We start from the raw sequence: 23240 nt of genomic DNA on the forward strand, positions 1-23240 counted from the left end.
CGCCGAGTCGGCGTCTTGGCTAAGCAGAACTGCCGACTCGGCGTTGCTGGGGGACCGGGATACTGGAGGAGTGACTTCGCTGGATCCCGCCGTCGCCGCCCGGCTCAAGCGCACGCCCGATGCCTCCGGGCGCGGGCTGGTGGCCGCGATCGCTCAGCAGCACGACACCGGCGAGGTGCTCATGCTGGGCTGGATGGACGACGAGGCGCTGCACCGCACGCTCACCTCCGGGTTGGCGACGTACTGGAGTCGCTCGCGCCAGGAGTACTGGGTCAAGGGCGACACCTCGGGGCACTACCAGCATGTCAAGGAGGTGCGCCTGGACTGCGACGGCGACACCCTGCTGGTCCGCGTCGACCAGGTCGGTGCCGCCTGCCACACCGGCGAGCGCACCTGCTTCGACGCCGACCTCCTGCGCGAGGTCTCCGATGACTGACCCCGAACAGAGGAGTCCGGCCAAGCGCTCCCGCTTCGCCGTCATCGTGCTCGCCGGACTGGCCGCGGCCGGTGCGGCGGCGGTGATCGGGAACCGGGACTGGGTCGCCATCGACGACAACGGCACCGGGGACGCCGCCTATCTGCGCGCCGGACAGGTCGACCTGACCGCGCCGCCGGTCACCGCGACCGCGCTGGTGCTCCTCGCCGCGTGGGGAGTCCTGCTGGTCACGCGCGGACGCTTCCGCGTGGCGATCGCGTGGCTGGCGCTGGTCGCCGCGCTCGCCGTGCTGGGGTTCTCGGTGGCCGCGCTGGTCACCCACCCCGGCGACGTCACCGACGCCGTGAAGCCGCTCAGCGTCGGGGTGAGTCCCTCGGTCTGGGCGTACTGCGGTGTCGCCGCCGGCCTGGTCGCGGTCGTGACCTCGGCCCGCGCCGTGCGCGATGTGCGGTCCTGGCCGGAGATGGGACGTCGCTACGACTCGCCGGCCGACGCCGCCGACGCGGCGCGCGCCGCCGCCGATCCCGCCCGCGGCGCCGGGAGCGACCTCGAGCCCAACAACCTGGACCTCTGGAAGGCGATGGACGAGGGTCGCGACCCGACCGAGGGCTCCGACCACTAGGATCGGGTCACCGGCAGCACCCCGTATCAGCCCCGTACCAAGAGGAGCCCGCATGTCTGACAACCACGGCAACACCCCCGCCGCATGGACGGCGGTCGTGGTGGCGTTGGTCGGCTTCATCGTCGGCGCGGCTGGTCTGATGCTCGACCCGATCAGCTACACGATCTTCTGGGTCGGCGTCGGGCTGAACGTCGTCGCCGGCATCCTCTTCATCGCGATGGCCAAGGCAGGCCTCAACGGCTCGAGTCACTGATCATCAGATGACCGAGCCGATGGTCGCGCAACAGGCCGAGCCTGCGCCGACGACGTCAGCCCCGCAGGTGCGGTCGGGCAGCAGCGCCCGGTGGGCGCGCGTGCTGTGGCCGGCGCTCACCATCGCCGGTCTCGGTGCCACGACGCTCGCGCTGGCGCTGAGGGATCCTCACGCCAAGGGGTCGTGGGGGATGTGCCCCAGTGCCGCGCTCGGCATCGACTGCCCCGGGTGCGGGGGCCTGCGCGCGGTCAACGACCTCACCCACGGGCGATTCCTCGATGCCGCCTCGAGCAACGTCCTGCTGGTGGCGATGATGCCGGTGGCGATCTACTTCCTCGGCCGCTGGCTGGTCGACGCCTGGGTCGGGCGATCGCGTTCGTCCTCGCCGCTGACGATGCCGCTGGTGGTGCTCGGCCTGGTCACGCTGGCCGTGTTCACGGTGCTGCGCAACCTGCCGCAGTTCGGCTGGCTCGCCGCCTGAGCCTGGTTCCAGGCTGAGCCTGACCCCGGGCCCAGACGGCGAACCGGCGCCGACCGGTCGGCCGACCGATCGGCGGTCCGATCAGTTGCCGCCGAAGAGGAGCGAGCCGCTGGTGGCGAGGACGATGATGTTGACCACGAGAGCGATGGCCGACCACACGGTACCGATGATGCCGCAGATGTAACCGGCCTTGATCGTCCCCACGTTGCTGTACACGCCGGGGGCCGCCTCGGTCTCGCGGAGCGCGTTCTTGCCCATGATGATGGCCGGGATGCCGGTGAAGATCCCACAGCAGACCAGGCTCAAGATTCCCAGGATGAGGACAGTGGTTCCCTTGGGGTGGTCATGCGGGGCACCTCCGTATCCGGGTGTGGAGCCGTAGGGGTTGGCGGGCGGCGGGGGACCGTAGCTCATGCGGTGGAACCTTCCTGGGGACTCTCGCGGACTAGGCCCGAACCCTAATCGCTGCGCGGGACCCCGGTGCACGACACCCCGTTTTCGAACGTGTCCGGTGTCTTGCCCAGGTCAGCTGTCGAGACCTGCGTACACGTCGAGGTCGATGACCCCGACGCCCACGAGCACCCAGTAGGTCACGCCCAGCACCAGGCCGACGATGCCGAGCGTCAGGCCGCCGATCGCCATCCCCTCGCCCCGGACCGAGCCCGCTGAGCCGGCGGTCTCCTTCTTGCCCAGGACGCCGAGGATGATGGCCGCGATCGAGAAGATGCCGACGGTGCAGCACGGGAACACGCCGAGGATCCCGGTGATCAGCGAGATGATCGCCGTCGTCGAGGTGCGCTGCGGCGCCGGGTAGGCCCCGGGGGGCTCGTAGCCCGGCGGGGGAGGGGAGTAGCTCATCGTCGAAGTCCTTCGTCGTCGCGCCGGCGATCGGTTCGGCAGGGCCGGTCGCCGTGGGGCGGACCGGAGGACTGACCCTAACCACGTCGTGCCAGACTGGCAGGTGGGCTCGAAGGGCCCTGACTGCCGCCGCTGAAGAGGAACTCGCATGTCCGTGCTCGACGAGATCGTGGCCGGCGTCCGCCTCGACCTGGCCCGTCGGGAGGCGCAGCTGCCCTTGGCCGAGGTGCGCGCCGCCCTCGCCGATGCGCCGGCTCCCCGCGACCCCATGCCGGCGCTGCGCGCGCCCGGGTCGAGCGTCATCGCGGAGGTCAAGCGGCGCAGCCCCAGCAAGGGCGCCCTCGCCGACATCCCCGACCCGGCTGCGCTCGCCGCCGAGTACGCCGCCGGCGGCGCCGCGGCGATCAGCGTCCTCACCGAGGAGCGCCGCTTCGGGGGCAGCCTGGCCGACCTGCGCGCGGTCCGCGATGCCGTCGACGTGCCGCTGCTGCGCAAGGACTTCATCGTCGAGAGCTACCAGCTGGTCGAGGCCCGCGCCGCGGGCGCCGACCTCGCGCTGCTCATCGTCGCCGCGCTCGACGACGACGCTCTGCGTCGCCTGCACGACGAGGCGCGCGAGCTCGGGCTCACGGTGCTGGTGGAGGTGCACGACGAGGCCGAGACCCAGCGGGCGATCGACCTCGGCGCCGAGCTCGTCGGGATCAACGCGCGCAACCTGAAGACCCTCGCGGTCGACAACGACGTCTTCGGAAGACTGGCGCCCCAGGTGCCCGACGACCGGGTGCTGGTCGCGGAGAGCGGCATCGGTGACCCGACCGACGTCAAGCGCTTCGTCGGCGAAGGAGCCCGGGCCGTGCTCGTGGGCGAGGCGCTGGTCCGCGACGGCGAGCCGCGCGCCGCCGTCGCCGCGATGACGGGGGTGCTCCCATGAGCGACGCACTCGCCTCCGGCCAGTGGGACGCCGACGAGCAGGGCTGGTTCGGGACGCCCGGCCAGTGGGGCGGCCGTTTCATGCCCGAGGCGCTGATCGCCGCCCTCGACGAGCTCGACACCGCCTGGCACAAGGCGCTCGCCGATCCGGCGTTCGGCCACGAGTTCGACGCGCTCCTCCAGAACTACGCAGGCGTCCCGAGCATGCTCTACGACGCCCACCGGCTCTCCGAGCGCGCCGGCGCGCGGATCCTCCTCAAGCGGGAGGACCTCAACCACACCGGCGCCCACAAGATCCGCAACGTGCTCGGCCAGGCGCTGCTCACCAAGCGGATGGGCAAGAAGCGGGTCATCGCCGAGACCGGTGCCGGTCAGCACGGCGTCGCCTCGGCCACCGCGGCCGCCTACCTCGGGCTCGACTGCACCGTCTACATGGGCGAGGTCGACACCGAGCGACAGGCCCTCAACGTCGCCCGGATGCAGCTGCTCGGCGCCAAGGTGGTTCCCGTGACCACTGGCTCGCGCACCCTCAAGGACGCCATCAACGAGGCCTTGCGCGACTGGGTCGCCACGGTCGAGGACACCGCCTACCTCTTCGGCACCGCCGCCGGCCCGCACCCGTTCCCGAGCCTGGTGCTGTCGTTCGTGCGCGGGATCGGCGACGAGGCGCGCCGTCAGTGCCTCGACCTCACCGGAGCGCTCCCGAACGCGGTCGCCGCCTGCGTCGGAGGAGGATCCAACGCGATCGGGCTCTTCGCCGGCTTCCTCGACGACCCGGAGGTCGCGATCTACGGCTTCGAGCCCGGGGGAGAGGGCGTCGACACCGCTCGGCATGCGGCGACCATCCACGCCGGTGCCACCGGCGTCCTCCACGGCGCGCGAACCTACCTCCTCCAAGACGACGACGGTCAGACGATCGAGTCGCACTCGATCTCGGCCGGTCTGGACTACCCCGGCGTCGGCCCGCAGCACGCGCACCTGGCCGCGAGCGGGCGGGCCACCTACCTGCCGATCACCGACGCCGCCGCGATGGACGCCATGGCGCTGCTGGCCCGCACCGAGGGGATCATCCCCGCCATCGAGTCGGCCCACGCCGTCGCCGGCGCGCTCGACCTCGCCAAGGAGCGCCCCGGCGAGACGATCCTGGTGAACCTCTCGGGGCGCGGCGACAAGGACATGGGCACGGCCCTGGAGTACTTCGGACTCGGGAAGGCCCACGAGTGAGCAGCACCAGCACCGCCTTCGACACCGCCCGCGCCGAGGGTCGTGCCGCCCTGATCGGCTACCTGCCGGCCGGCTACCCCGACGTCGCGGGCGGCATCACCGCCCTCAAGACCCTCGTCGACGCCGGCTGCGACATCATCGAGATCGGGCTGCCCTACAGCGACCCCGTCATGGACGGCCCGTCGATCCAGGCCGCCGCCCAGCACGCGCTCGACGGTGGCATCCGCACCACCGACGTGATCCGCACCGTCGAGGCCGTGGCCGCCACCGGCACCCCGACGCTGGTGATGACCTACTGGAACCCGGTCGAGCGCTACGGCGTGGAGCGCTTCGCCACCGACCTCGCCAACGCCGGCGGGGCCGGTCTCATCACGCCCGACCTCACCCCCGACTACGCGCCCGAGTGGATCGCCGCGGCCGACGAGCACGATCTCGACAAGGTCTTCCTGGTGGCCCCGTCCTCGACGTCGGAGCGGATCGCGATGACCACCGCGGCGTGCCGCGGCTTCGTCTACGCGGCCGCCGTCATGGGCGTCACCGGCGGGGCCGCCGCCAGCAGCGAGGTCGCCGGGCCCCTCGTCGCGCGCACCCGCGAGACCACCGACCTGCCCATCGGCGTGGGGATCGGCGTCCGCACCGGCGCGCAGGCCGCCGAGCTCGGTGCCTACGCCAACGGCGTCATCGTCGGCACGGCGCTGGTCCGCACCCTGCTCGAGCACCCCGACGACCGGGCCGCCGGGCTGCGGGCGCTGGCCACCTTGACCGAGGAGCTCGCCGAGGGGGTGCGCCGTGCGCCGGCTCGGTCGTAGGGCTCTGCTCCCGTTGCGCGTCATCGGACTGGTGCTCGTCCTCGCGCTCGGTCTGGCCGCGTGCGGCGACGACGAGAAGGCCGCGCCGTTCTCGGGCACGGTGTTGGAGAACCCGTTCCAGGTGCCCGACACCACCCTCACCGACACCGACGGCGAGCCGTTCTCGCTCACCGCCGACACCGATCGCCGGCTCACCCTGGTGTTCTTCGGCTACGTCAACTGCGCCGACATCTGCCCTGCGGTGCTCACCAACCTCGCCTCGGCGCTGACCCGCCTCGACCAGGCCGACCGCGACGACGTCCAGGTCGTGCTGGTCACCAGCGACCCGGACACCGACACACCCAAGACGCTACGCACCTACCTCGACCGGTTCGACGAGTCCTTCATCGGCCTCAGCGGTGACTGGGACTCCATCTCCACCGTCGCGAAGGCGCTCGCGGTCGGACTGGACCGCAAGGATCCAGGTGGTCACACCACCCAGGTCCTCGGCGTCGACTCGGCCGACGAGGCGGGGGTCTTCTGGAGCGCCGACACCAGTCCCTCGCAGTACGCCGACGACATCCACACCCTGCTCCAGGAGTCCTGATCCGGCCGTGATGCTCCCCATGACGTTCCCGCACCCGCCCGGCGACGGGGTCTGGAACCTCGGTCCGTTCCCGATCCGCGGCTACGCGGTGTGCATCATCATCGGCATCGTCGCCGCCATCTGGATCGGCGAGAAGCGCTGGGTGGCGCGGGGCGGCCGGGCCGGCGCCGTCCAGGACCTGGCGATCTGGGCGGTGCCCTTCGGCGTCGTCGGCGCGCGGCTCTACCACGTCGCCACCGACTGGGAGAAGTACTTCGGCGAGGGCAAGAACCCCATCACCGCGCTGTACGTGTGGCGAGGCGGCCTCGGCATCTGGGGGGCGGTGGCCCTCGGCGCGCTCGGGGTGTGGATCTGGGCGCGCCGCAACGACGTCCGGATCTCGGCCATGCTCGACGTCCTGGCGCCCGGCGTCATCGTGGCCCAGGCGATCGGCCGCTGGGGCAACTGGTTCAACCAGGAGCTGTTCGGCAAGCAGACCGACCTGCCGTGGGCGCTCTCGGTGACCGACGACATCGCCCGCGAGAACGGCTATCCGCCCGGCACCACGTTCCACCCCACCTTCCTCTACGAATGCCTGTGGGACCTCGGCATCTTCGGGCTGCTCATCTGGGCCGAGCGCCGGTTCAAGCTCGGCTACGGCCGGGTCTTCGCGCTCTACGTGATGGGCTACACGCTGGGTCGTGGCTGGATCGAGTACCTGCGCATCGACGCCGTCCAACTCGACAACGTGCTCGGGCTGCGCTTCAACGTGTGGACCTCGATCGTGCTGTTCGTCCTCGCCGCGATCTACTTCGTCTGGAGCGCGCGCCGTCACCCCGGTATCGAGCCCTCGCTCTACCTCGACGACCGCTCGCCCGACCCGGAGTCCACCCAGCCGGTCGATCACGACGTCCCCGAGACCGACGCCGCCAAGAGTGACGAGAGCGAGGCGAGCGACGAGACCGATGAGACCGGCTCGGCCGCCGAGGGCGCTGGCGGCAGCGCCAGCACCGACGGCGACCCGTCCCACGACGCCCCCGCCGCCCAAGCGGACTCACCGACCCCATCTGGGAAGTCCGACGACTCCACCGACGACGCGACAGCCGAGGACCCCAGTTCTCGCTGACCCGTCCGCTATGGCTGACGGGTCGGCACAACTCTGCGGTGACCCGTCCGCTATGGCTGACGGGTGAGCGTGCACTCACTCGCCACAGAGCCCGGGGGGAGGGGTGCGGTGGGCGCGGTAGGTGTGAGGAGTTGCCAGGGGGTTGCGAGGGGTGGGGCCGCACCGCCACACGTCCTGCGCGGCGGTGTCCACGATCGAACGCGAGGGGGTCGCGGCGGCACCGCGCGGTGATAGTCTCGAACCTCCGCCGCGTGGGCCAGCGTTGTCCCTTGCGTCCACACGTTCCGCGTTCACCTCGGGGGTTTCCCACCAGCGAGGCCGCGGCACCCACCGACGGGAGTACTTCGAGGTGCCCTACCAGGACACGTTCCCGCCGCACTGGCCGGCCCAGGGGCTCTACGACCCGGCGCAGGAGCACGACGCCTGCGGCGTCGCCTTCGTCGCGACCCTGACCGGCGTGGCCAGCCACGACATCGTCGCCAAGGCGCTCACCGCGCTGCGCAACCTCGACCACCGCGGCGCCGCCGGTGCCGAACCCAACTCCGGTGACGGCGCCGGCATCCTGCTCCAGGTGCCCGACGCGTTCCTGCGCGAGGTCGCCGCGGACGACGGCATCGAGCTCCCCCCGCCGGCCTCCTACGCCGTGGGCACCGCCTTCCTGCCCGGTGACGACGAGCAGGTCGCGAAGACCCGGGCCCGGATCGAGGAGATCGCCGCCGAGGAGGGTCTGGCCGTCCTCGGCTGGCGCGAGGTGCCGATCGACGCCTCCGATCTCGGCTCGATGGCGCTCTCGGTGATGCCGCAGTTCCACCAGCTCTTCGTCGCCGGAGCCGGTGCCCGGCTCACCGGGATGGCCCTGGAGCGGATGGCGTTCTGCCTGCGCAAGCGAGCCGAACGCGAGACCGACGTGTACTTCCCCTCGCTCTCATCGAGGACCATCGCCTACAAGGGCATGCTCACCACCGACCAGCTCGACCGGTTCTATCCCGACCTGCGCGATGAGCGGATGGCCTCGGCGCTGGCCGTGGTGCACTCCCGGTTCTCGACCAACACCTTCCCGAGCTGGCCGCTGTCGCACCCGTTCCGCTTCATCGCGCACAACGGCGAGATCAACACCGTGATGGGCAACCGGAACTGGATGCGGGCGCGCGAGGCGCTGCTCGACTCCGACATGATCCCCGGTGACCTGGAGCGGCTGTTCCCGATCTGCACCCCGGGCGCCTCCGACTCCGCGTCCTTCGACGAGGTGCTCGAGCTGCTGCACCTGGCCGGGCGCTCGCTTCCGCACGCGGTGCTGATGATGATCCCCGAGGCGTGGGAGAACCACACCGAGATGGACCAGCAGCGCCGCGACTTCTACGCCTTCCACTCCTCGATGATGGAGCCGTGGGACGGCCCCGCGTGCGTGGTCTTCACCGACGGCTCCCAGATCGGCGCCGTCCTCGACCGCAACGGCCTGCGCCCCTCGCGCTACTGGGTCACCGACGACGGCCTGGTCGTGCTGGCCTCGGAGGTCGGCGTCCTCGACCTCGACCCGGCCACGATCGTCCGCAAGGGCCGGCTCAAGCCCGGGCGTATGTTCCTCGTCGACACCGACGAGCACCGCATCGTCGAGGACGACGAGATCAAGGCCGAGCTGGCCGCCGAGCACCCGTACGGCGAGTGGCTGCACGCCGGGCTGATCCACCTCGACGACCTCGCCGAGCGCGAGCACATCGTGCACACCCACGCCTCGGTCACCCGCCGCCAGCAGATCTTCGGCTACACCGAGGAGGAGCTGCGGATCCTGCTGACGCCGATGGCCAACACCGGCGGAGAGGCGCTCGGGTCGATGGGCACCGACTCGCCGATCGCCGCGCTGAGTGAGAAGCCGCGGCTGCTGTTCGACTACTTCGCCCAGCTCTTCGCGCAGGTCACCAACCCGCCGCTGGACGCGATCCGCGAAGAGCTGGTCACCTCGCTCAACGGCACGATCGGACCCGAGTCGAACCTGCTGCGCCCGCAGCCGGCGTCCTGTCGCCAGGTGGTGCTGCCGTTCCCGGTGATCTCCAACGACGACCTGGCCAAGATCCGCCAGATCAACCACGACGGCGACATGCCGGGCTTCATCACCCACGTCTCCCGCGGTCTCTACGAGGTCGCCGGCGGCGGCGCCGCGATGGCTGGACGGATCGAGGAGATCTGTGCCGAGGTGAGCGAGGCGATCGCGAGCGGCGCCCGGATCATCGTGCTCTCCGACCGGCACTCCGACGCCGACCTCGCACCGATCCCGTCGCTGCTGCTCACCTCCGCGGTCCACCACCATCTGGTGCGGGAGAAGACCCGGACCCAGGTGGGGCTGCTGGTCGAGGCCGGCGACGTCCGCGAGGTGCACCACGTCGCGCTGCTGGTGGGCTACGGCGCCGCGGCCGTCAACCCCTACCTGGCGATGGAGTCGGTCGAGGACCTCGCGCGGCAGGGCTACTACGTCAAGACCGAGCCGGAGCAGGCCGTCGCCAACCTCATCAAGGCGCTCGGCAAGGGCGTGCTCAAGGTGATGTCGAAGATGGGCGTCTCCACCGTGGCCTCCTACACCGGCGCCCAGATCTTCGAGGCCGTCGGCATCTCTCAGGACGTCGTCGACGCCTACTTCACCGGCACCACCTCCAAACTGGGCGGGATCGGTCTCGACACCATCGCCGAGGAGGTCGCCCGCAGGCACGCGTCGGCCTACCCGCGCGGCGGCGTCCTGCCCGGCCACCGTGAGCTCGAGGTCGGCGGTGAGTACCAGTGGCGCCGCGACGGCGAGCCGCACCTGTTCAACCCCGAGACGGTCTTCCGCCTCCAGCACTCCACTCGCAACCAGCGCTACGACATCTTCAAGCAGTACACGCGCGCCGTGGACGACCAGTCCAGCGCGCTGATGACCCTGCGCGGCCTGTTCCGGTTCAAGGACGCCGAGGACACCGGTCGCGCGCCGGTGCCGATCGAGGAGGTCGAGCCGGTCTCGGAGATCGTCAAGCGGTTCTCCACCGGCGCGATGTCCTACGGCTCGATCTCGCGGGAGGCGCACGAGACCCTCGCGATCGCGATGAACCGGCTGGGGGCGAAGTCCAACACCGGCGAGGGCGGCGAGGACCCCGAGCGGCTCTACGACCCCGAGCGGCGCAGCTCGATCAAGCAGGTCGCCTCCGGCCGCTTCGGCGTCACCTCGGAGTACCTCACCAACGCCGACGACATCCAGATCAAGATGGCGCAGGGCGCCAAGCCCGGCGAGGGCGGCCAGCTGCCGGGCAACAAGGTCTACCCCTGGGTGGCCAAGACCCGGCACTCGACGCCGGGCGTCGGCCTGATCAGCCCGCCGCCGCACCACGACATCTACTCCATCGAGGACCTCGCCCAGCTGATCCACGACCTCAAGAACGCCAACCCGCAGGCGCGGGTGCACGTCAAGCTGGTCTCGGAGGTCGGTGTCGGCACGGTCGCCGCGGGCGTCTCCAAGGCGCACGCCGACGTCGTCCTCATCTCCGGGCACGACGGCGGCACCGGCGCCTCGCCGCTCACCTCGCTCAAGCACGCCGGCGGGCCGTGGGAGCTCGGCCTGGCCGAGACCCAGCAGACCCTGCTGGTCAACGGGCTGCGCGACCGGATCGTCGTCCAGGCCGACGGCCAGCTCAAGACAGGTCGCGACGTCGTCATCGCGGCGCTGTTGGGCGCCGAGGAGTTCGGCTTCGCCACGGCGCCGCTGGTGGTGTCGGGCTGCATCCTGATGCGCGTGTGCCACCTCGACACCTGTCCGGTCGGCGTGGCGACCCAGAACCCGGTGCTGCGCGAGCGCTTCTCGGGCAAGGCCGAGTACGTCGTCACCTTCTTCGAGTACGTCGCCCAGGAGGTTCGCGAGCTGCTCGCCGAGCTCGGGTTCCGCTCGATCGACGAGGCTGTGGGACAGGTCTCGGCTCTCGACGTCGGCGACGCCGTCGACCACTGGAAGGCCTCGGGGCTCGACCTCGCGCCGATCCTGCACGAGGTCGACCACGCCCAGTTCCCCGACCAGGCTCGTCGTCGAATCGGGGACCAGGACCACGGGCTCGACCGCTCCCTCGACGTCACCGAGCTGGTGCCGCTGGCCGAGGCCGCGCTCGAGCGCGGCGAGCCGGTGCGTGCGCAGGTGCGGATCCGCAACGTCAACCGCACCGTCGGCACGATCCTGGGCCACGAGGTCACCAAGCGCTACGGCGGCGCCGGGCTCCCCGAGGGCACGATCGACCTCACCTTCACCGGCTCGGCCGGCCAGTCGTTCGGCGCGTTCGTGCCCACCGGCATCACGCTGCGCCTCGAGGGCGACGCCAACGACTACGTCGGCAAGGGGCTCTCCGGTGGCCGGATCGTCGTCCGCCCCGACCGCACGGCCTCCCTCGACGACCGCGAGCAGATCATCGCCGGGAACACGATCGCCTACGGCGCCACCTCGGGCCGGATCTTCCTGCGCGGTGGGGTGGGCGAGCGCTTCGCCGTCCGCAACTCCGGCGCCTGGCTGGTCACCGAGGGGGTCGGCGACCACGGCTGCGAGTACATGACCGGCGGCCGGGTGGTGGTGCTCGGCTCGACCGGGCGCAACTTCGCCGCCGGCATGTCCGGCGGGGTGGCGTGGGTCCTCGACCTTGCCGAGGGGCGCGTCAACCGCGAGCTCGTCGAGCTGGGTCCCGTCGAGGGCGAGGCGGCCGCCGAGCTCGAGGAGCTGGTTCGCGAGCACTTCGAGGAGACGGGGTCGCCGGTCGCCGAGGCACTGCTCGCCGACTGGCCCCAGGCACTGACCCGCTTCACCGAGGTGATGCCACGCGACTACCGGATCGTCCTGGAGGCCAAGGCGAAGGCCGAGGCCGAGGGACTCGACGAGAACCAGACCGCCCACGCGATGATGGAGGCCCTCCATGGCTGACCCCCGCGGATTCCTCACCAGCGGCCGCCAGGTCGCCGAGCGCCGTCCGGTCCAGGAGCGGATCGGCGACTGGAACGAGGTCTACCCAGGCTCGGCCGGTCGTGCGCTGCTGCCGATCATCACCGAGCAGTCGGGCCGCTGCATGGACTGCGGCATCCCGTTCTGTCACCAGGGCTGCCCGCTGGGCAACCTGATCCCGGAGTGGAACGACCTGGTCTGGCGCGGCGACTGGGACGACGCGATCCAGCGCCTGCACGCGACCAACAACTTCCCCGAGTTCACCGGCCGGCTCTGTCCGGCGCCGTGCGAGACGGCGTGTGTGCTCGGGATCAACCAGGACCCGGTCACGATCAAGAACATCGAGGTCTCCATCATCGACCGCGCCTGGGAGTCGGGCATGGTGCGGCCGCAGGCGCCCGAGTGGCTCTCGGGCCGCACGGTCGCGGTCGTCGGCTCGGGCCCGGCCGGCCTGGCCGCCGCCCAGCAGCTCACCCGGGCCGGCCACACGGTCGCGGTCTACGAGCGCGCCGACAAGATCGGCGGCCTGCTGCGCTACGGCATCCCCGAGTTCAAGATGGAGAAGCAGCACCTGGATCGGCGCTTGGACCAGATGCGCCGCGAGGGCACCGTCTTCCGCACCGGCATCGAGGTGGGTGCGCCCGGTTCCGCGCTGAGCACCGAGCGGCTGCGCGAGCGCTATGACGCCGTCGTCCTGGCCATGGGCGCCACGGCCGCGCGCGACCTGCCGGTGCCCGGACGGGAGCTGGGCGGCATCCACCAGGCGATGGAGTTCCTGCCGCAGGCCAACCGTGCGGCCGTGGGGGAGGAGCTCGAGGAGCAGATCCTCGCCACTGGCAAGAACGTAGTGATCATCGGTGGCGGCGACACCGGTGCCGACTGCCTCGGCACCTCCACCCGCCACGGCGCGGCCTCGATCACCCAGCTGGAGATCATGGCCGAGCCTCCCGTGGACCGGCCTGAGAGTCAGCCGTGGCCGACCTACCCGATGATCTTCCGGGTCTCCTCGGCCCACGAGGAGGGCGGCGACCGGGTCTACGGCGTCTCCACCAAGGAGTTCCTCGGCGACGACGACGGCAACGTGCGGGCCCTGCGCCTGGTCGACGTCGTGTTCGACGGCGGCAGGCTGACCGAGATCGAGGGCACCGAGCGGGAGATCCCCGCCGAGCTCGTGCTCTTCGCGATGGGCTTCGTGGGCCCCGAGCGCCCGGGGCTGGTCGAGGAGCTCGGCGTCGAGCTCGACGAGCGTGGGAACGTGGCCCGCGACCAGGGCTACCAGACCTCCGTGCCCGGCGTGTTCTCCGCCGGCGACGTCGGCCGCGGCCAGTCGCTCATCGTGTGGGCGATCGCCGAGGGCCGGGCGGCGGCCGCCGCCGTGGACACCTTCCTCATGGGCTCGACCACGCTTCCCGCGCCCATCCCGCCGACCGCGCGTCCGCTGGTCGTCTGACCCTCGACCGTCCCGTTTCTCGCCGACCCGTCAGCTATAGCGGACGGGTCGGCACCATTTCGCGCTGACCCGTCCGCTATAGCTGACGGGTCAGCGTCGAAGACCCTCTTGGAACGATCCAAAGTCCGGTAGGGTGATGCCGTGCGGAGAGCAAAGATCGTGTGCACCCTTGGCCCGGCCACCAGCAGCGCGGAGCGGATCCGAGAACTGGTCGATGCGGGCATGAACGTGGCGCGGCTGAACATGAGCCATGGGAGCCACGCCCAGCACGAGGAGTCCTATCGCCGGGTCCGGCAGGCAGCCGACGAGTCCGGGCGCGGAGTGGGCATCCTTGCCGACCTCCAGGGTCCCAAGATCCGGCTGGGCACCTTCGCCGACGGACCCGTCACGCTCGAGCGCGGCCAGGAGTGGACCATCACCACCCGCGACGTCCCGGGCGACGCCGAGATCGCGAGCACCACCTATGAGGGACTGGCCGGCGACGTCGCCGCGGGCGACCCGATCCTCATCGACGACGGGAAGGTGCGCCTGAAGGTCAAGCGCGCCGGCGACACCGACGTCGTCACCGAGGTGGTCGTCGGCGGCCGGGTCAGCGATCACAAGGGGATCAACCTTCCCGGCGTCGCGGTCTCGGTGCCGGCGCTGTCGGACAAGGACATCGAGGACCTGCGGTTCGCGCTGCGACTCGGCGTCGACTTCATCGCGCTCAGCTTCGTGCGCGATGCCCGCGACGTCGAGGACGTGCGCCGGATCATGCGCGAGGTCGGGCAGATGCTGCCGGTGATCGCCAAGATCGAGAAGCCGCAGGCGATCGAGAACCTCGATGAGGTGATGGAGGCCTTCGACGGCTTCATGGTGGCGCGCGGTGACCTCGCCGTGGAGTGCCCGCTCGAGGACGTGCCGTTCCTGCAGAAGGAGATCGTCCGCAAGGCGCGCCTGAATGCGAAGCCGGTCATCGTGGCCACCCAGATGCTGGAGTCGATGGTCTCCAGCCCGGCGCCGACGCGGGCCGAGGCGAGCGACGTCGCGAACGCCGTCCTCGACGGCGCCGATGCGGTCATGCTCTCGGGCGAGACGAGTGTCGGCGAGCACCCGATCCATGTGGTCGAGACGATGTCGCGAATCATCTGCGCCACCGAGAAGCACGCCTTGGAGGCCACCGACGCCGGTCAGATCACCCGGATCCAGTGGGACCCGCACACCCGCGGCGGGGTCATCGCGAAGGCGGCCGAGGAGGTCGCGGCGCGCGTCGACGCCAAGTACGTCGTCGCGTTCACCCAGAGCGGCGACACCGCACGCCGCATCGCGCGACTGCGCAGCGCGATCCCCACGCTGGCCTTCACGCCGGAGAACCGGGTGCGCTCGCAGCTCTCGCTGGTCTGGGGGGTCGAGACGTTCCGGACCCAGGCCGTGCAGCACACCGATGAGATGGTGCGCCAGGTCGACGAGCAGCTGCTCGCGATCGGGCGGGTCAAGGAGGGGGACCTGGTGGTGATCGTGGCCGGAGCGCCGCCCGGCATCCCGGGCTCCACCAATGCGCTGCGGATCCACCGGATGGGCGACGCGATGCACGGTGTCGCGCCGGCCTACCGCGGCCTGGACTAGTCACCGGACGAGCCCCCGGCGGGTCTTGAACGGGTCCTGGACGGCGTGGTGCCTCGGGTGCCCCGGGTGGGATTCGAACCCACACTGAATGGTGTTTGAGACCATCGCCTCTGCCGTTGGGCTACCGGGGCGCAGCCGACGAAACCCTATCCGAGACGGGCCGGCGAGCACGTATTGCCTAAAGACGATCAACTAACTAGACTTTGGGCTCCGTTCCTCCATCCTCCGGGAGCCGTCGTGTGGAATGTCCTCATCTGGGCCGTCGTGAGCAATGACCGAGCCATCCGCAACGCCCGCCAGGGCGCGACGGAGTGCAGCAGGCGGCGGGTCGAGCGCGCGGAGGTCGAGCTCGCACTGGCGCGACCCGCCGGCCCGATGCCCGGCGAGGAACGCCTGCGGGAGGCGCACGTCCGCTAGCGGCTCGCCGGCCCGATAGGTTGGAGCCGTGACTTCCGCGACGTCGTCCGCCCGCTCCGTCGTGATCGCCGAGGACGAGACCCTGATCCGGATGGATCTGGCCGAGATGCTCACCGACGAGGGCTACGACGTCGTCGGTCAGGCGGCCGACGGCGCCAAGGCGATCGAGCTGGCCGAGCAGCTGCGCCCGGATCTGGTGATTCTCGACGTCAAGATGCCGGTCCTCGACGGGATCGCGGCCGCCGAGGCGATCGCCGCCAAGCGGATCGCCCCGGTGGTCATCCTCACCGCCTTCTCCCAGCGCGACCTGGTCGAGCGGGCCCGCGATGCCGGCGCGATGGCCTACCTGGTCAAGCCGTTCACCCAGTCCGACCTGGTGCCCGCGATCGAGATGGCGCTGAGCCGGTTCGCCGAGATCGCCCACCTGGAGTCGGAGGTCGGCGACCTCACCGAGCGGCTGGAGACGCGCAAGGCCGTCGACCGGGCCAAGGGGATCCTCCAGGAGCGCCTCGAACTCAGCGAGCCCGACGCGTTCCGCTGGATCCAGAAGACCGCGATGGATCTGCGGCTCTCGATGCGTCAGGTCGCCGACGGCGTCGTCGAGCACGGCCCCGAGATTGCCGATCGTTGACAGTCCGGGTGCCGTAGCGCGTCAGGTCACGATTGCACAACGTCGTAAATCATCCGCGCCGGACCGTCGTACTCGGGGGTTTTCCCGATTAGGTTGCTCGCAGCACGATTCAGATTCGGGCCGCCGGCCCGGATTGCCGAGACCATGGAGGCTGCTTTGACCCCCACCCGACGTACTGCGCGCCGCGCCGCGGCGCTGGTCGCAGTCGCCGCTCTCTCGCTCTCCGCCTGCGGAAGCGACGACGGCGACGACAACGACAACGAGTCCAGCGCTCCCGACCCGGGAACCTCGGAGACCAGTGACACCACCGGGGACGCTCCGGCCAAGACGGGTGACGGGACGCTCAAGATCGGTGCCCTGCTGCCGACGACCGGTGACCTCGCCTATCTCGGTCCGCCGGAGATCGCCGGCGTCCAGCTGGCCATCGACGACATCAACGCCGCGGGCGGCGTCAACGGCAAGATGCTCGATGAGAAGGTCCTCCTCGAGGACTCCGGCGACGGCACGCCCGACATCGCCGGCCAGTCGGTCGACGCCCTGTTCGGCGAGGACGTCGACGTGATCGTCGGTGCGGCGGCCTCGGGCGTCTCGCTCAGCGTCATCGACAAGATCACCAGCGCCGGCGTCCTCCAGATCTCGCCGGCCAACACCGCCCCGGCCTTCGACACCTACGACGACAAGGGTCTCTACTTCCGCACCGCGCCGTCCGACCGGCTCCAGGGCCAGGTCATCGGCGATCTCGCGGTCAAGGACGGATTCTCCAACGTCGCGGTGATGGCGCGTCAGGACGCCTACGGCGAGGGTCTGGCCGAGCAGGTCGAGACCACGCTGAAGGAGAAGGGCGCCTCGGTCCCGGCGAACATCCTCTACGCCGCCGACGCGGAGAACTTCACCGCCGAGATCAACCAGCTCGCCGCGGCCAAGCCCGACGCGATCGTGCTGATCACCTTCGAGGAGATCACCAAGATCGTCCCGGCACTGACCGCCAAGGGCCTGGGTCCGGACAAGGTGCAGTACTACTTCGTCGACGGCAACATGGCCGACTACAGCGACCAGCAGTTCGACCTGACCGGCGTCAAGGGCACCTTCCCGGCTCCGGCCGAGGTCGACCCCGAGTTCAACAAGCGTCTGGACGGGGCCAACGGCGGGAAGCTCGAGGACTACACCTACGGACCGCAGTCCTACGACGCCACGGTCCTGGTCGCCCTGGCCGCCATTGCGGCCGGTGACGACTCCGGCGAGTCGATCGCCTCGCAGATGCAGGCTGTCTCGCGCGACGGCACGAAGTGCACCGCCTTCAAGGAGTGCGCCGACCTGCTCGCCGACGGCGAGGACATCGACTACGACGGCGTCTCCGGCCCGGTCGACCTGAACGACAACGGCAGCCCGAATGCCGCCACCATCGGCATCCAGGAGTACACCGGCAACAAGTACAAGCAGATCGACTCCGTGGGCGGCGTCCTGGAGTGATCCGCGCGTCAGGCGCTGTCGGCGTCTGACCTGCAATGCCCACAGCGGGGCCCGGCCGACCGGCCGGGCCCCGCTGCGCGTCCGATCGCCGTCCGGCGGCGATGAAGACACCCTGAAACGACACCGAGCCGTCGTCACGACGACGACGGCTCGGTGTGGGCGGGGCTGATGCGGCTCAGGCCTTGGCGAGGGTGCCGAGGTAGAGCTGGATGACCTTCGGGTCGTTGGCGAGCTCGCGGCCGGTGCCGGTATAGGCATTGCGGCCGTGGTCGAGCACGTAGCCGCGGTCGCAGATCTGCAGGCAGCGGCTGGCGTTCTGCTCGACCATGATCACCGAGACGCCGGCGCGGTTGATCCGCCGGGTCTGCACGAACACCTCGTCCTGCAGCACGGGGGACAGGCCCGCCGACGGCTCGTCGAGCAGCAGCACCGAAGGCTCCATCATCAGCGCGCGGCCCATCGCCACCATCTGCCGCTCGCCACCCGACAGCGAGCCCGCGCGCTGGGCGCGGCGCTCGTAGAGGGAGGGGAAGATCTCGGCGACGAAGGCGAACCGGTCCTTGAACTTCGAGGGCTCCTGGTAGCAGCCCATCTCCAGGTTCTCCTGGATGGTCAAGGAGGGGAACACGTTGTTGGTCTGGGGCACGAAGCCGATGCCCTTGGCGACCAGCGAGTCGGCGCGCTGGTTGGTGATCTCCTCACCCTTCAGCTTCACCGTGCCCGACTTGATCTTCACCAGCCCGAACAGCGACTTGAGCAGGGTCGACTTCCCGGCGCCGTTGGGCCCGATGATGCCGACCAGCTCGTTCTCGGCGCAGTACAGGTCGGCGCCGTTGAGGATGTTGACGCCGGGCAGGTAGCCCGCCACGAGTGCGTCGGCCCGGAGGACCGCGCCCTCGGCGGCCGCCAGGTGGGCCTCCCGGACGGCGTCCGCGCCGGAGGGGGGAGTGGCCTCGCCGGTCTCCGTGGCGCCGTCCTTGGCGAGCGTGGGGCGTTCGTACTCGCTCATCGGGCCTCCTCCTCGTGCTCGGCGGCCAGTTCGGCCTCCGCCTCGGCCATGATCCGCTCCTCGGCCTCGAAGGTGAGCTCCTGATCGTGGTGCGCGCCGAGGTAGGCGTCGATCACCCGCTGGTCGCTCATCACCGTATCCGGTGGCCCCTCGGCGATCACCTGACCCTGCGCCATCACGATGACCCAGTCGGAGATGTCGCGGACCATGTCCATGTCGTGCTCGACGAAGAGCACGCTGCGGCCCTCGTCGCGCAACGACTTCACGTGGCCGAGCAGGGACTGCTTCAGGGCGGGGTTGACGCCGGCCATGGGCTCATCGAGCATCACCAGCTCGGGGTCGGCCATCAGCGCGCGCGCCATCTCCAGCAGCTTGCGCTGGCCGCCCGACAGCGATCCGGCGAAGTCCTCGCGCTTCTCGTGCAGCAGGAACCGGCGCAGCAGGTCGTCGGCCCGTTCGGTGTTCTTCGCCTCCTGGTCGCGCCAGAGGAAGGAGAACATCGCGGCCCAGATCTTCTCGCCGACCTGCTTGCCGGCGCCGACTCGCATGTTCTCGATGACGGTGAGCCTGGAGAGGACCTTGGTGAGCTGGAAGGTGCGCACCATGCCCATCCGGGCCACCTTGGCGGCCGGGACGCCGGCGAGGTTCTGGCCCTTGAAGGACCACTTGCCCTCGTCGGGCCGGTCGAACCCGGTCAGCAGATTGAAGAAGGTCGTCTTGCCCGCACCGTTGGGTCCGATGAGCGCGGTGATGGCACCGCGTTGGATCTCCACGTGCTTGACGTCGACGGCGGTCAGTCCGCCGAAGGTGCGCCGGACGCCGGAGGCGACCACGATCGGGTCTGGCTTCTTGGCGCCCGGCTCGTGCTCGACGTCCTTGAAGACCTCGCGCAGGTTCGCGCGGGTGGGTGCCGCCGGCGACTCGTCGGTCGACTTGCGCAGCGAGGGGACCTGGTTGTCGTCGTCAGCGGCCATCGATCGCCAACTCCTTCCGATCGCCGAAGATGCCTTGGGGGCGGAAGATCATGATCAGCATCAGCGCCAGGCCGAGGATGATGAACCGCATCAGGCTGGCCTGCTGGTCGTTCATCAGCCAGTTGGGGATGACGTCGTTGCGGGCGGCCTGGGTGAAGAACGCGCCGAGTCCGCTGAGCAGGCCCCACACGATCACGGCCCCGACCACCGGGCCGAGCACGCGTGCGGCGCCACCGACGAGCAGCACCGTGAAGGCGTAGAACGTCGTGTCGGTGGCGTAGTCGGTGGGGATGACCGCGTTCTTGTAGAAGCCGTAGATGAAGCCGGCGAAGGCACCGAAGATGCCACCCACGATCAGGGCCTGCATCTTGTAGGCGTAGACGTTCTTGCCGAGGCTGCGCACGGCGTCCTCGTCCTCGCGGATCGCCTTGAGCACGCGGCCCCACGGGCTGCGCATCAGGAGCCAGACGACGACGCAGCAGATGGCCACGAGCGCCCAGCCCACGATCATCACCCAGGCGTCGTTGACCCGCCAGCTGATCGGGCCGATCGAGATCGGGCCGTCGAGCGGGTTGAGCGCACGGAAGTCGGCCACGAAGTTGCTCTGCAGGCCGTCTTGGCCACCGAAGTCGAACTTGCGGTCGAAGGTCACCGAGCCGAGCGTCTGCCGGATGATCTCGGCCGCGGCAATGGTGACGATGGCCAGGTAGTCGGCGCGCAGCCGCAGGGTCGGGATGCCGAGCAGGAGCGCGAGGACGACCGCCATCAGCACGCCGACGGCCAGGCCCAGCCACAGGCTGAGGCCGAAGACCGCGACGAAGGAGGCCATGGTGTAGCCGCCGACGGCCATGAAGGCCGCCTGGCCGAAGTTGAGCAACCCGGTGTAGCCGAAGTGCACGTTGAGGCCGATCGCCGCCAGGCAGTAGACGATGGCGAGCGGACCGAAGGCCTGCTCGATCGTGAAGGTGAGAATGCTGCCGAAGTCCACGGGTTCCTCCTTTCTATCCGATGCGCTGGGCCCGGCCGAGCAGACCCTGGGGACGGACGAGCAGGACGAGGATCAAGATCACCAGCGCTCCGACGTACTTGAGCTCGGAGGGGATCCACAGCGTCGAGACCTCCACGAACGCGCCGATCACCAGCGCGCCGAGCATCGCGCCCCAGATGGTGCCGAGACCACCGAGCACCGTGGCCGCGAACACCAGCAGGAGGATCTTGAAGCCGAGCTGGAAGTTGAAGCCCTGGGTGATACCGAGCAGGACGCCGGAGAGCGCGGCCAGCGCGCCGCCCACGGTCCATACCGCCGCGATCACCCGCTCGACGTTGATGCCGGACGACGCCGCGAGCGCCGGATTGTCCGCGACCGCGCGGGTCGCCTTGCCCAGACGCGTGTACTGCAGCAGCAGCGAGACGCCGATCAGCGCGGCCAAGGCCACGAGCACGACCGCGACGTCGCGTGGGGTGATCAGGATCTGGCCGATGCTCCAGGGCTCGACCGAGGAGTACTGCGAGTAGGACTTGTTGTTCCCGCCCACCAGGTACTGGAAGACGCTGCGCAGGAAGATCGAGAGGCCGATGCTGACGATCATCATCGCGATCAGTCCGGTGCCCCGGTGTCGCAGCGGACGCCACAGCGCCCGGTCGTTGACGTAGCCGAAGATCCCTCCGACGACGAAGGCCGCGAGCACGCCCACGATCACGGTCACGTTGCCGATGCCGGGAAGGGAGATCTTCCCGGGCAGCTGATCGACCCAGAGCCCGACCAGCGCGCCGAAGGTGATCATCTCGCCGTGGGCGAAGTTGGTCAGGCCGGTGGTCCCGAAGATCATCGAGAGCCCGAGGGAGGCCATCGCCAGCAGGAGTGCGAACACGATGCCGCCGACGAGGAGCTGGAGCCCCTCGATGAACTTGCCCGGCGGGTCGGGCAGCGGTTCGTCGATCGGGAAGGTGACCGTGTAGTTGTTCGTGGTGTTGAAGTTGACCTTCAGCTCGACCTGGCTCGGATCACGCAGGGCGGCGTTCTCCGGCAGCGTGTCGGTGTCGATCTTGATCGTGAAGTCCTTGTTGAGGTTGCTCAACGGGTCGCCCGGGAGCGCGACGTCGAAGATGCCGTTCGCGTCGGTGACGGCATCGCCGATGACGGCGCCGTCGGGTCCGGTGACGCTCACCTTCACATCGGGGACCGGTGTGGGCGGCGACGTGCGCTGGTCGCGCAGACAGCCCTGGATGTGGATCGCACCGTCGTCGCTGGTGGGGAACTGGCAACCGGCGGGAGCGGCGCCGGCGGTGGCAGCCGACGCGCTCGGTGCGCCGAGCGCGATCAAGGCGAGGAGTGGCGCGAGCAGCAGCGCGACGAGCGCGCCGAGCACGATCCCGCGCCGTCCGGGTGGTCGGGGAGTGGGGCTGGCCGTGGAGCTGGACATGGTCAAGCGGTCCCTCGTTTCGTCGCCTCGGGCGAGGCCGTGCGCAGTGGCATGCGCTGAGACAATAGACCCACCGGGGCCCCGAGGTACCCCGTCGACACCGAAACGTAGCCAGACTTGTCTGCGGAGGGACCGCGTTTGCGGCCTCATCTGACAGGTCGGCCCGCTGCGCGTAGAGTGCGTGACCGACTTGCGCCCGGGACCGGCGCGAGGGGAAGCAGGATTCACGATGTCGCGATCGCCGATCGGTGTGCGCTCGGCCGAGTTGGCCGATGCCGCATTCCTCGCGGAGCTGTGGTCGGCGGTGGTGCGCAAGGCCGAGCGCCAAGAGCACGTTGCGGACCTCGAGCAGACCATCAAGGCCGCCGAGGCCTCGCCCGAGCAGCGGCTCGTGGTGGCCGAGTACAACGAGTGTCCGGCCGGTGCCGTGCTGCTCCGCGTCGGCACGGTGACCCCCCTCAACGTCGAGCCGGCCGTGCAGATCATCGCGCCCACCGTCCTGCCCGAGTTCCGACGCCACGGCATCGGCCGCACGCTCATGGAGTGCGGAGTCGCCTTCGCCGAGGACATCGGCCTCCCGCACGTGGCCACCGGCGTGGACTCGGGGGCGCGCGATGCCAACCGCTACATGGCGCGCCTCGGACTGGCGGCGGCGGTGACCTACCGCTTCGCCCCCACCGGAGCCGTCCGCGCCAGGCTGGCGACGCCGGGATCCTCGAGGCGGCGCAGCCTGGTGCTCACCGCCCGCCGCTCGATGCGACGCAACGAGCGCTCCGACGAGGACTGACGCCGCCGGCGGTTGAGCAAGCAGCGCCGACGCTACGCCGGCAGTGCGCCTCCGCCGGAGGTTGAGCAAGCGAGCGCAAGCGAGCGCTGACGAAATCCCGGCGGCCGTCGCTGCCAACCTTGGTGGGGGAGGCTCGCGTGGTTTCGTCGGCGCCGACGAGTTCGTTCCTCACTCGTCGGCTTGCTCAACCTCCGGGGAGTCGCTCCGGCCGGAGGTTGAGCAAGCGAGCGTCAG

The 23240-nt window shown here is 70.2% G+C and carries 22 protein-coding genes and 1 tRNA gene; 16 read left to right on the forward strand and 7 right to left on the reverse strand.

Translation table 11 applies throughout. The features are described from left to right. The first annotated feature begins 70 nt into the window (after positions 1 to 70). The 4 genes from hisI to WMR31_RS10340 are packed head-to-tail and all read left to right on the forward strand — an operon-like array spanning position 71 to position 1792. The gene (gene hisI, locus WMR31_RS10325) at positions 71 to 436 is read left to right on the forward strand and encodes a phosphoribosyl-AMP cyclohydrolase (RefSeq protein ID WP_340538726.1); all 366 of its coding nucleotides are present in this window, start codon (positions 71 to 73) and stop codon (positions 434 to 436) included. After that, positions 429 to 1058 carry a Trp biosynthesis-associated membrane protein gene (locus WMR31_RS10330; protein WP_340538727.1) on the forward strand — a complete coding sequence of 210 codons (630 nt, stop codon included), beginning with the start codon at positions 429 to 431 and terminating at the stop codon, positions 1056 to 1058. Before hisI ends, WMR31_RS10330 begins: the two co-directional genes overlap by 8 nt. 52 nt (positions 1059 to 1110) lie before the next feature. Beyond that, complete coding sequence (locus WMR31_RS10335) at positions 1111 to 1311, forward strand: HGxxPAAW family protein (protein ID WP_340538728.1); 201 nt, start codon at positions 1111 to 1113, stop codon at positions 1309 to 1311. Between the two features lie 7 nt (positions 1312 to 1318). Then, positions 1319 to 1792, forward strand: coding sequence for a DUF2752 domain-containing protein (locus WMR31_RS10340; protein ID WP_340538729.1), 474 nt, complete (start codon positions 1319 to 1321; stop codon positions 1790 to 1792). An 81-nt stretch (positions 1793 to 1873) separates the two neighbouring features. Here the strand turns inward: WMR31_RS10340 and WMR31_RS10345 are convergent, their stop codons facing one another. Beyond that, on the reverse strand, positions 1874 to 2206 hold the full coding sequence (locus tag WMR31_RS10345; protein ID WP_340538730.1) for a DUF4190 domain-containing protein: 333 nt from the start codon (positions 2204 to 2206) through the stop codon (positions 1874 to 1876). Between the two features lie 111 nt (positions 2207 to 2317). Continuing rightward, entirely contained in the window at positions 2318 to 2650 is a 333-nt protein-coding gene (locus tag WMR31_RS10350) for a DUF4190 domain-containing protein (protein WP_340538731.1), read from the reverse strand. Positions 2651 to 2798: 148 nt separating this feature from the next. Between WMR31_RS10350 and trpC the strand changes: the two genes are divergently transcribed. From trpC to pyk, 8 genes are all read left to right on the forward strand, one after another. Beyond that, a complete protein-coding gene (gene trpC, locus WMR31_RS10355) occupies positions 2799 to 3581 on the forward strand; it encodes an indole-3-glycerol phosphate synthase TrpC (RefSeq protein WP_340538732.1) in 783 nt (260 codons plus the stop codon). Then, positions 3578 to 4804: a tryptophan synthase subunit beta gene (trpB, locus tag WMR31_RS10360; protein WP_340538733.1), complete on the forward strand. Its 1227-nt coding sequence runs from the start codon at positions 3578 to 3580 to the stop codon at positions 4802 to 4804. The genes trpC and trpB overlap by 4 nt, the downstream gene beginning before the upstream one ends. After that, positions 4801 to 5613 (forward strand): tryptophan synthase subunit alpha, encoded by an 813-nt coding sequence (gene trpA / locus WMR31_RS10365; protein WP_340538734.1) that lies wholly within the window; start codon positions 4801 to 4803, stop codon positions 5611 to 5613. The genes trpB and trpA overlap by 4 nt, the downstream gene beginning before the upstream one ends. Then, positions 5594 to 6199: an SCO family protein gene (locus tag WMR31_RS10370; RefSeq protein WP_340538735.1), complete on the forward strand. Its 606-nt coding sequence runs from the start codon at positions 5594 to 5596 to the stop codon at positions 6197 to 6199. Before trpA ends, WMR31_RS10370 begins: the two co-directional genes overlap by 20 nt. Before the next feature lie 19 nt (positions 6200 to 6218). After that, on the forward strand, positions 6219 to 7304 hold the full coding sequence (gene lgt / locus WMR31_RS10375) for a prolipoprotein diacylglyceryl transferase (protein ID WP_340538736.1): 1086 nt from the start codon (positions 6219 to 6221) through the stop codon (positions 7302 to 7304). Between the two features lie 349 nt (positions 7305 to 7653). Beyond that, complete coding sequence (gene gltB / locus WMR31_RS10380) at positions 7654 to 12222, forward strand: glutamate synthase large subunit (protein ID WP_340538737.1); 4569 nt, start codon at positions 7654 to 7656, stop codon at positions 12220 to 12222. Next, positions 12215 to 13690 (forward strand): glutamate synthase subunit beta, encoded by a 1476-nt coding sequence (locus tag WMR31_RS10385; RefSeq protein ID WP_340538738.1) that lies wholly within the window; start codon positions 12215 to 12217, stop codon positions 13688 to 13690. The genes gltB and WMR31_RS10385 overlap by 8 nt, the downstream gene beginning before the upstream one ends. 141 nt (positions 13691 to 13831) lie before the next feature. Next, positions 13832 to 15295 carry a pyruvate kinase gene (pyk, locus tag WMR31_RS10390; RefSeq protein WP_340538739.1) on the forward strand — a complete coding sequence of 488 codons (1464 nt, stop codon included), beginning with the start codon at positions 13832 to 13834 and terminating at the stop codon, positions 15293 to 15295. Between the two features lie 58 nt (positions 15296 to 15353). On the opposite strand, the gene WMR31_RS10395 is transcribed toward pyk, so the two are convergent. Next, a tRNA-Leu gene (locus WMR31_RS10395) sits at positions 15354 to 15426 on the reverse strand. 133 nt (positions 15427 to 15559) lie between these two features. Here WMR31_RS10395 and WMR31_RS10400 point away from each other — a divergent pair. The 3 genes from WMR31_RS10400 (at position 15560) to WMR31_RS10410 (ending at position 17813) form a co-directional block, all read left to right on the forward strand. Beyond that, positions 15560 to 15712: a hypothetical protein gene (locus WMR31_RS10400; protein ID WP_340538740.1), complete on the forward strand. Its 153-nt coding sequence runs from the start codon at positions 15560 to 15562 to the stop codon at positions 15710 to 15712. 28 nt (positions 15713 to 15740) lie between these two features. Continuing rightward, on the forward strand, positions 15741 to 16343 hold the full coding sequence (locus WMR31_RS10405) for an ANTAR domain-containing response regulator (RefSeq protein WP_340538741.1): 603 nt from the start codon (positions 15741 to 15743) through the stop codon (positions 16341 to 16343). 156 nt (positions 16344 to 16499) lie between these two features. Continuing rightward, a complete protein-coding gene (locus tag WMR31_RS10410; protein WP_340538742.1) occupies positions 16500 to 17813 on the forward strand; it encodes an ABC transporter substrate-binding protein in 1314 nt (437 codons plus the stop codon). Positions 17814 to 17988: 175 nt separating this feature from the next. On the opposite strand, the gene WMR31_RS10415 is transcribed toward WMR31_RS10410, so the two are convergent. Genes WMR31_RS10415 through WMR31_RS10430 form a run of 4 tightly spaced genes read right to left on the reverse strand, consistent with a single transcriptional unit; the run spans position 17989 to position 22219 of the window. Continuing rightward, positions 17989 to 18822: an ABC transporter ATP-binding protein gene (locus WMR31_RS10415; protein WP_340538743.1), complete on the reverse strand. Its 834-nt coding sequence runs from the start codon at positions 18820 to 18822 to the stop codon at positions 17989 to 17991. Continuing rightward, positions 18819 to 19796, reverse strand: coding sequence for an ABC transporter ATP-binding protein (locus WMR31_RS10420; protein WP_340538744.1), 978 nt, complete (start codon positions 19794 to 19796; stop codon positions 18819 to 18821). Before WMR31_RS10420 ends, WMR31_RS10415 begins: the two co-directional genes overlap by 4 nt. Next, positions 19786 to 20784, reverse strand: coding sequence for a branched-chain amino acid ABC transporter permease (locus WMR31_RS10425; RefSeq protein WP_340538746.1), 999 nt, complete (start codon positions 20782 to 20784; stop codon positions 19786 to 19788). Before WMR31_RS10425 ends, WMR31_RS10420 begins: the two co-directional genes overlap by 11 nt. Positions 20785 to 20797: 13 nt before the next feature. Continuing rightward, complete coding sequence (locus tag WMR31_RS10430; protein ID WP_340538747.1) at positions 20798 to 22219, reverse strand: branched-chain amino acid ABC transporter permease; 1422 nt, start codon at positions 22217 to 22219, stop codon at positions 20798 to 20800. Between the two features lie 229 nt (positions 22220 to 22448). Between WMR31_RS10430 and WMR31_RS10435 the strand changes: the two genes are divergently transcribed. Further along, positions 22449 to 23006 carry a GNAT family N-acetyltransferase gene (locus WMR31_RS10435; protein WP_340538749.1) on the forward strand — a complete coding sequence of 186 codons (558 nt, stop codon included), beginning with the start codon at positions 22449 to 22451 and terminating at the stop codon, positions 23004 to 23006. The last annotated feature ends 234 nt before the right edge of the window (positions 23007 to 23240 follow it).

It is taken from the genome of Nocardioides epinepheli (assembly GCF_037936805.1).
Taxonomy (GTDB): domain Bacteria; phylum Actinomycetota; class Actinomycetes; order Propionibacteriales; family Nocardioidaceae; genus Nocardioides.

Coding starts and splice junctions, on each gene's coding strand:
- WMR31_RS10435 (WP_340538749.1), top strand. CDS start 22,449: ATGTCGCGATCGCCGATCGGTGTGCGCTCGGCCGAGTTGGCCGATGCC.
- WMR31_RS10430 (WP_340538747.1), bottom strand. CDS start 22,219: ATGTCCAGCTCCACGGCCAGCCCCACTCCCCGACCACCCGGACGGCGC.
- WMR31_RS10415 (WP_340538743.1), bottom strand. CDS start 18,822: ATGAGCGAGTACGAACGCCCCACGCTCGCCAAGGACGGCGCCACGGAG.
- trpC (WP_340538732.1), top strand. CDS start 2,799: ATGTCCGTGCTCGACGAGATCGTGGCCGGCGTCCGCCTCGACCTGGCC.
- WMR31_RS10330 (WP_340538727.1), top strand. CDS start 429: ATGACTGACCCCGAACAGAGGAGTCCGGCCAAGCGCTCCCGCTTCGCC.
- lgt (WP_340538736.1), top strand. CDS start 6,219: ATGACGTTCCCGCACCCGCCCGGCGACGGGGTCTGGAACCTCGGTCCG.
- WMR31_RS10385 (WP_340538738.1), top strand. CDS start 12,215: ATGGCTGACCCCCGCGGATTCCTCACCAGCGGCCGCCAGGTCGCCGAG.
- WMR31_RS10335 (WP_340538728.1), top strand. CDS start 1,111: ATGTCTGACAACCACGGCAACACCCCCGCCGCATGGACGGCGGTCGTG.
- WMR31_RS10345 (WP_340538730.1), bottom strand. CDS start 2,206: ATGAGCTACGGTCCCCCGCCGCCCGCCAACCCCTACGGCTCCACACCC.
- WMR31_RS10350 (WP_340538731.1), bottom strand. CDS start 2,650: ATGAGCTACTCCCCTCCCCCGCCGGGCTACGAGCCCCCCGGGGCCTAC.
- trpB (WP_340538733.1), top strand. CDS start 3,578: ATGAGCGACGCACTCGCCTCCGGCCAGTGGGACGCCGACGAGCAGGGC.
- WMR31_RS10340 (WP_340538729.1), top strand. CDS start 1,319: ATGACCGAGCCGATGGTCGCGCAACAGGCCGAGCCTGCGCCGACGACG.
- WMR31_RS10420 (WP_340538744.1), bottom strand. CDS start 19,796: ATGGCCGCTGACGACGACAACCAGGTCCCCTCGCTGCGCAAGTCGACC.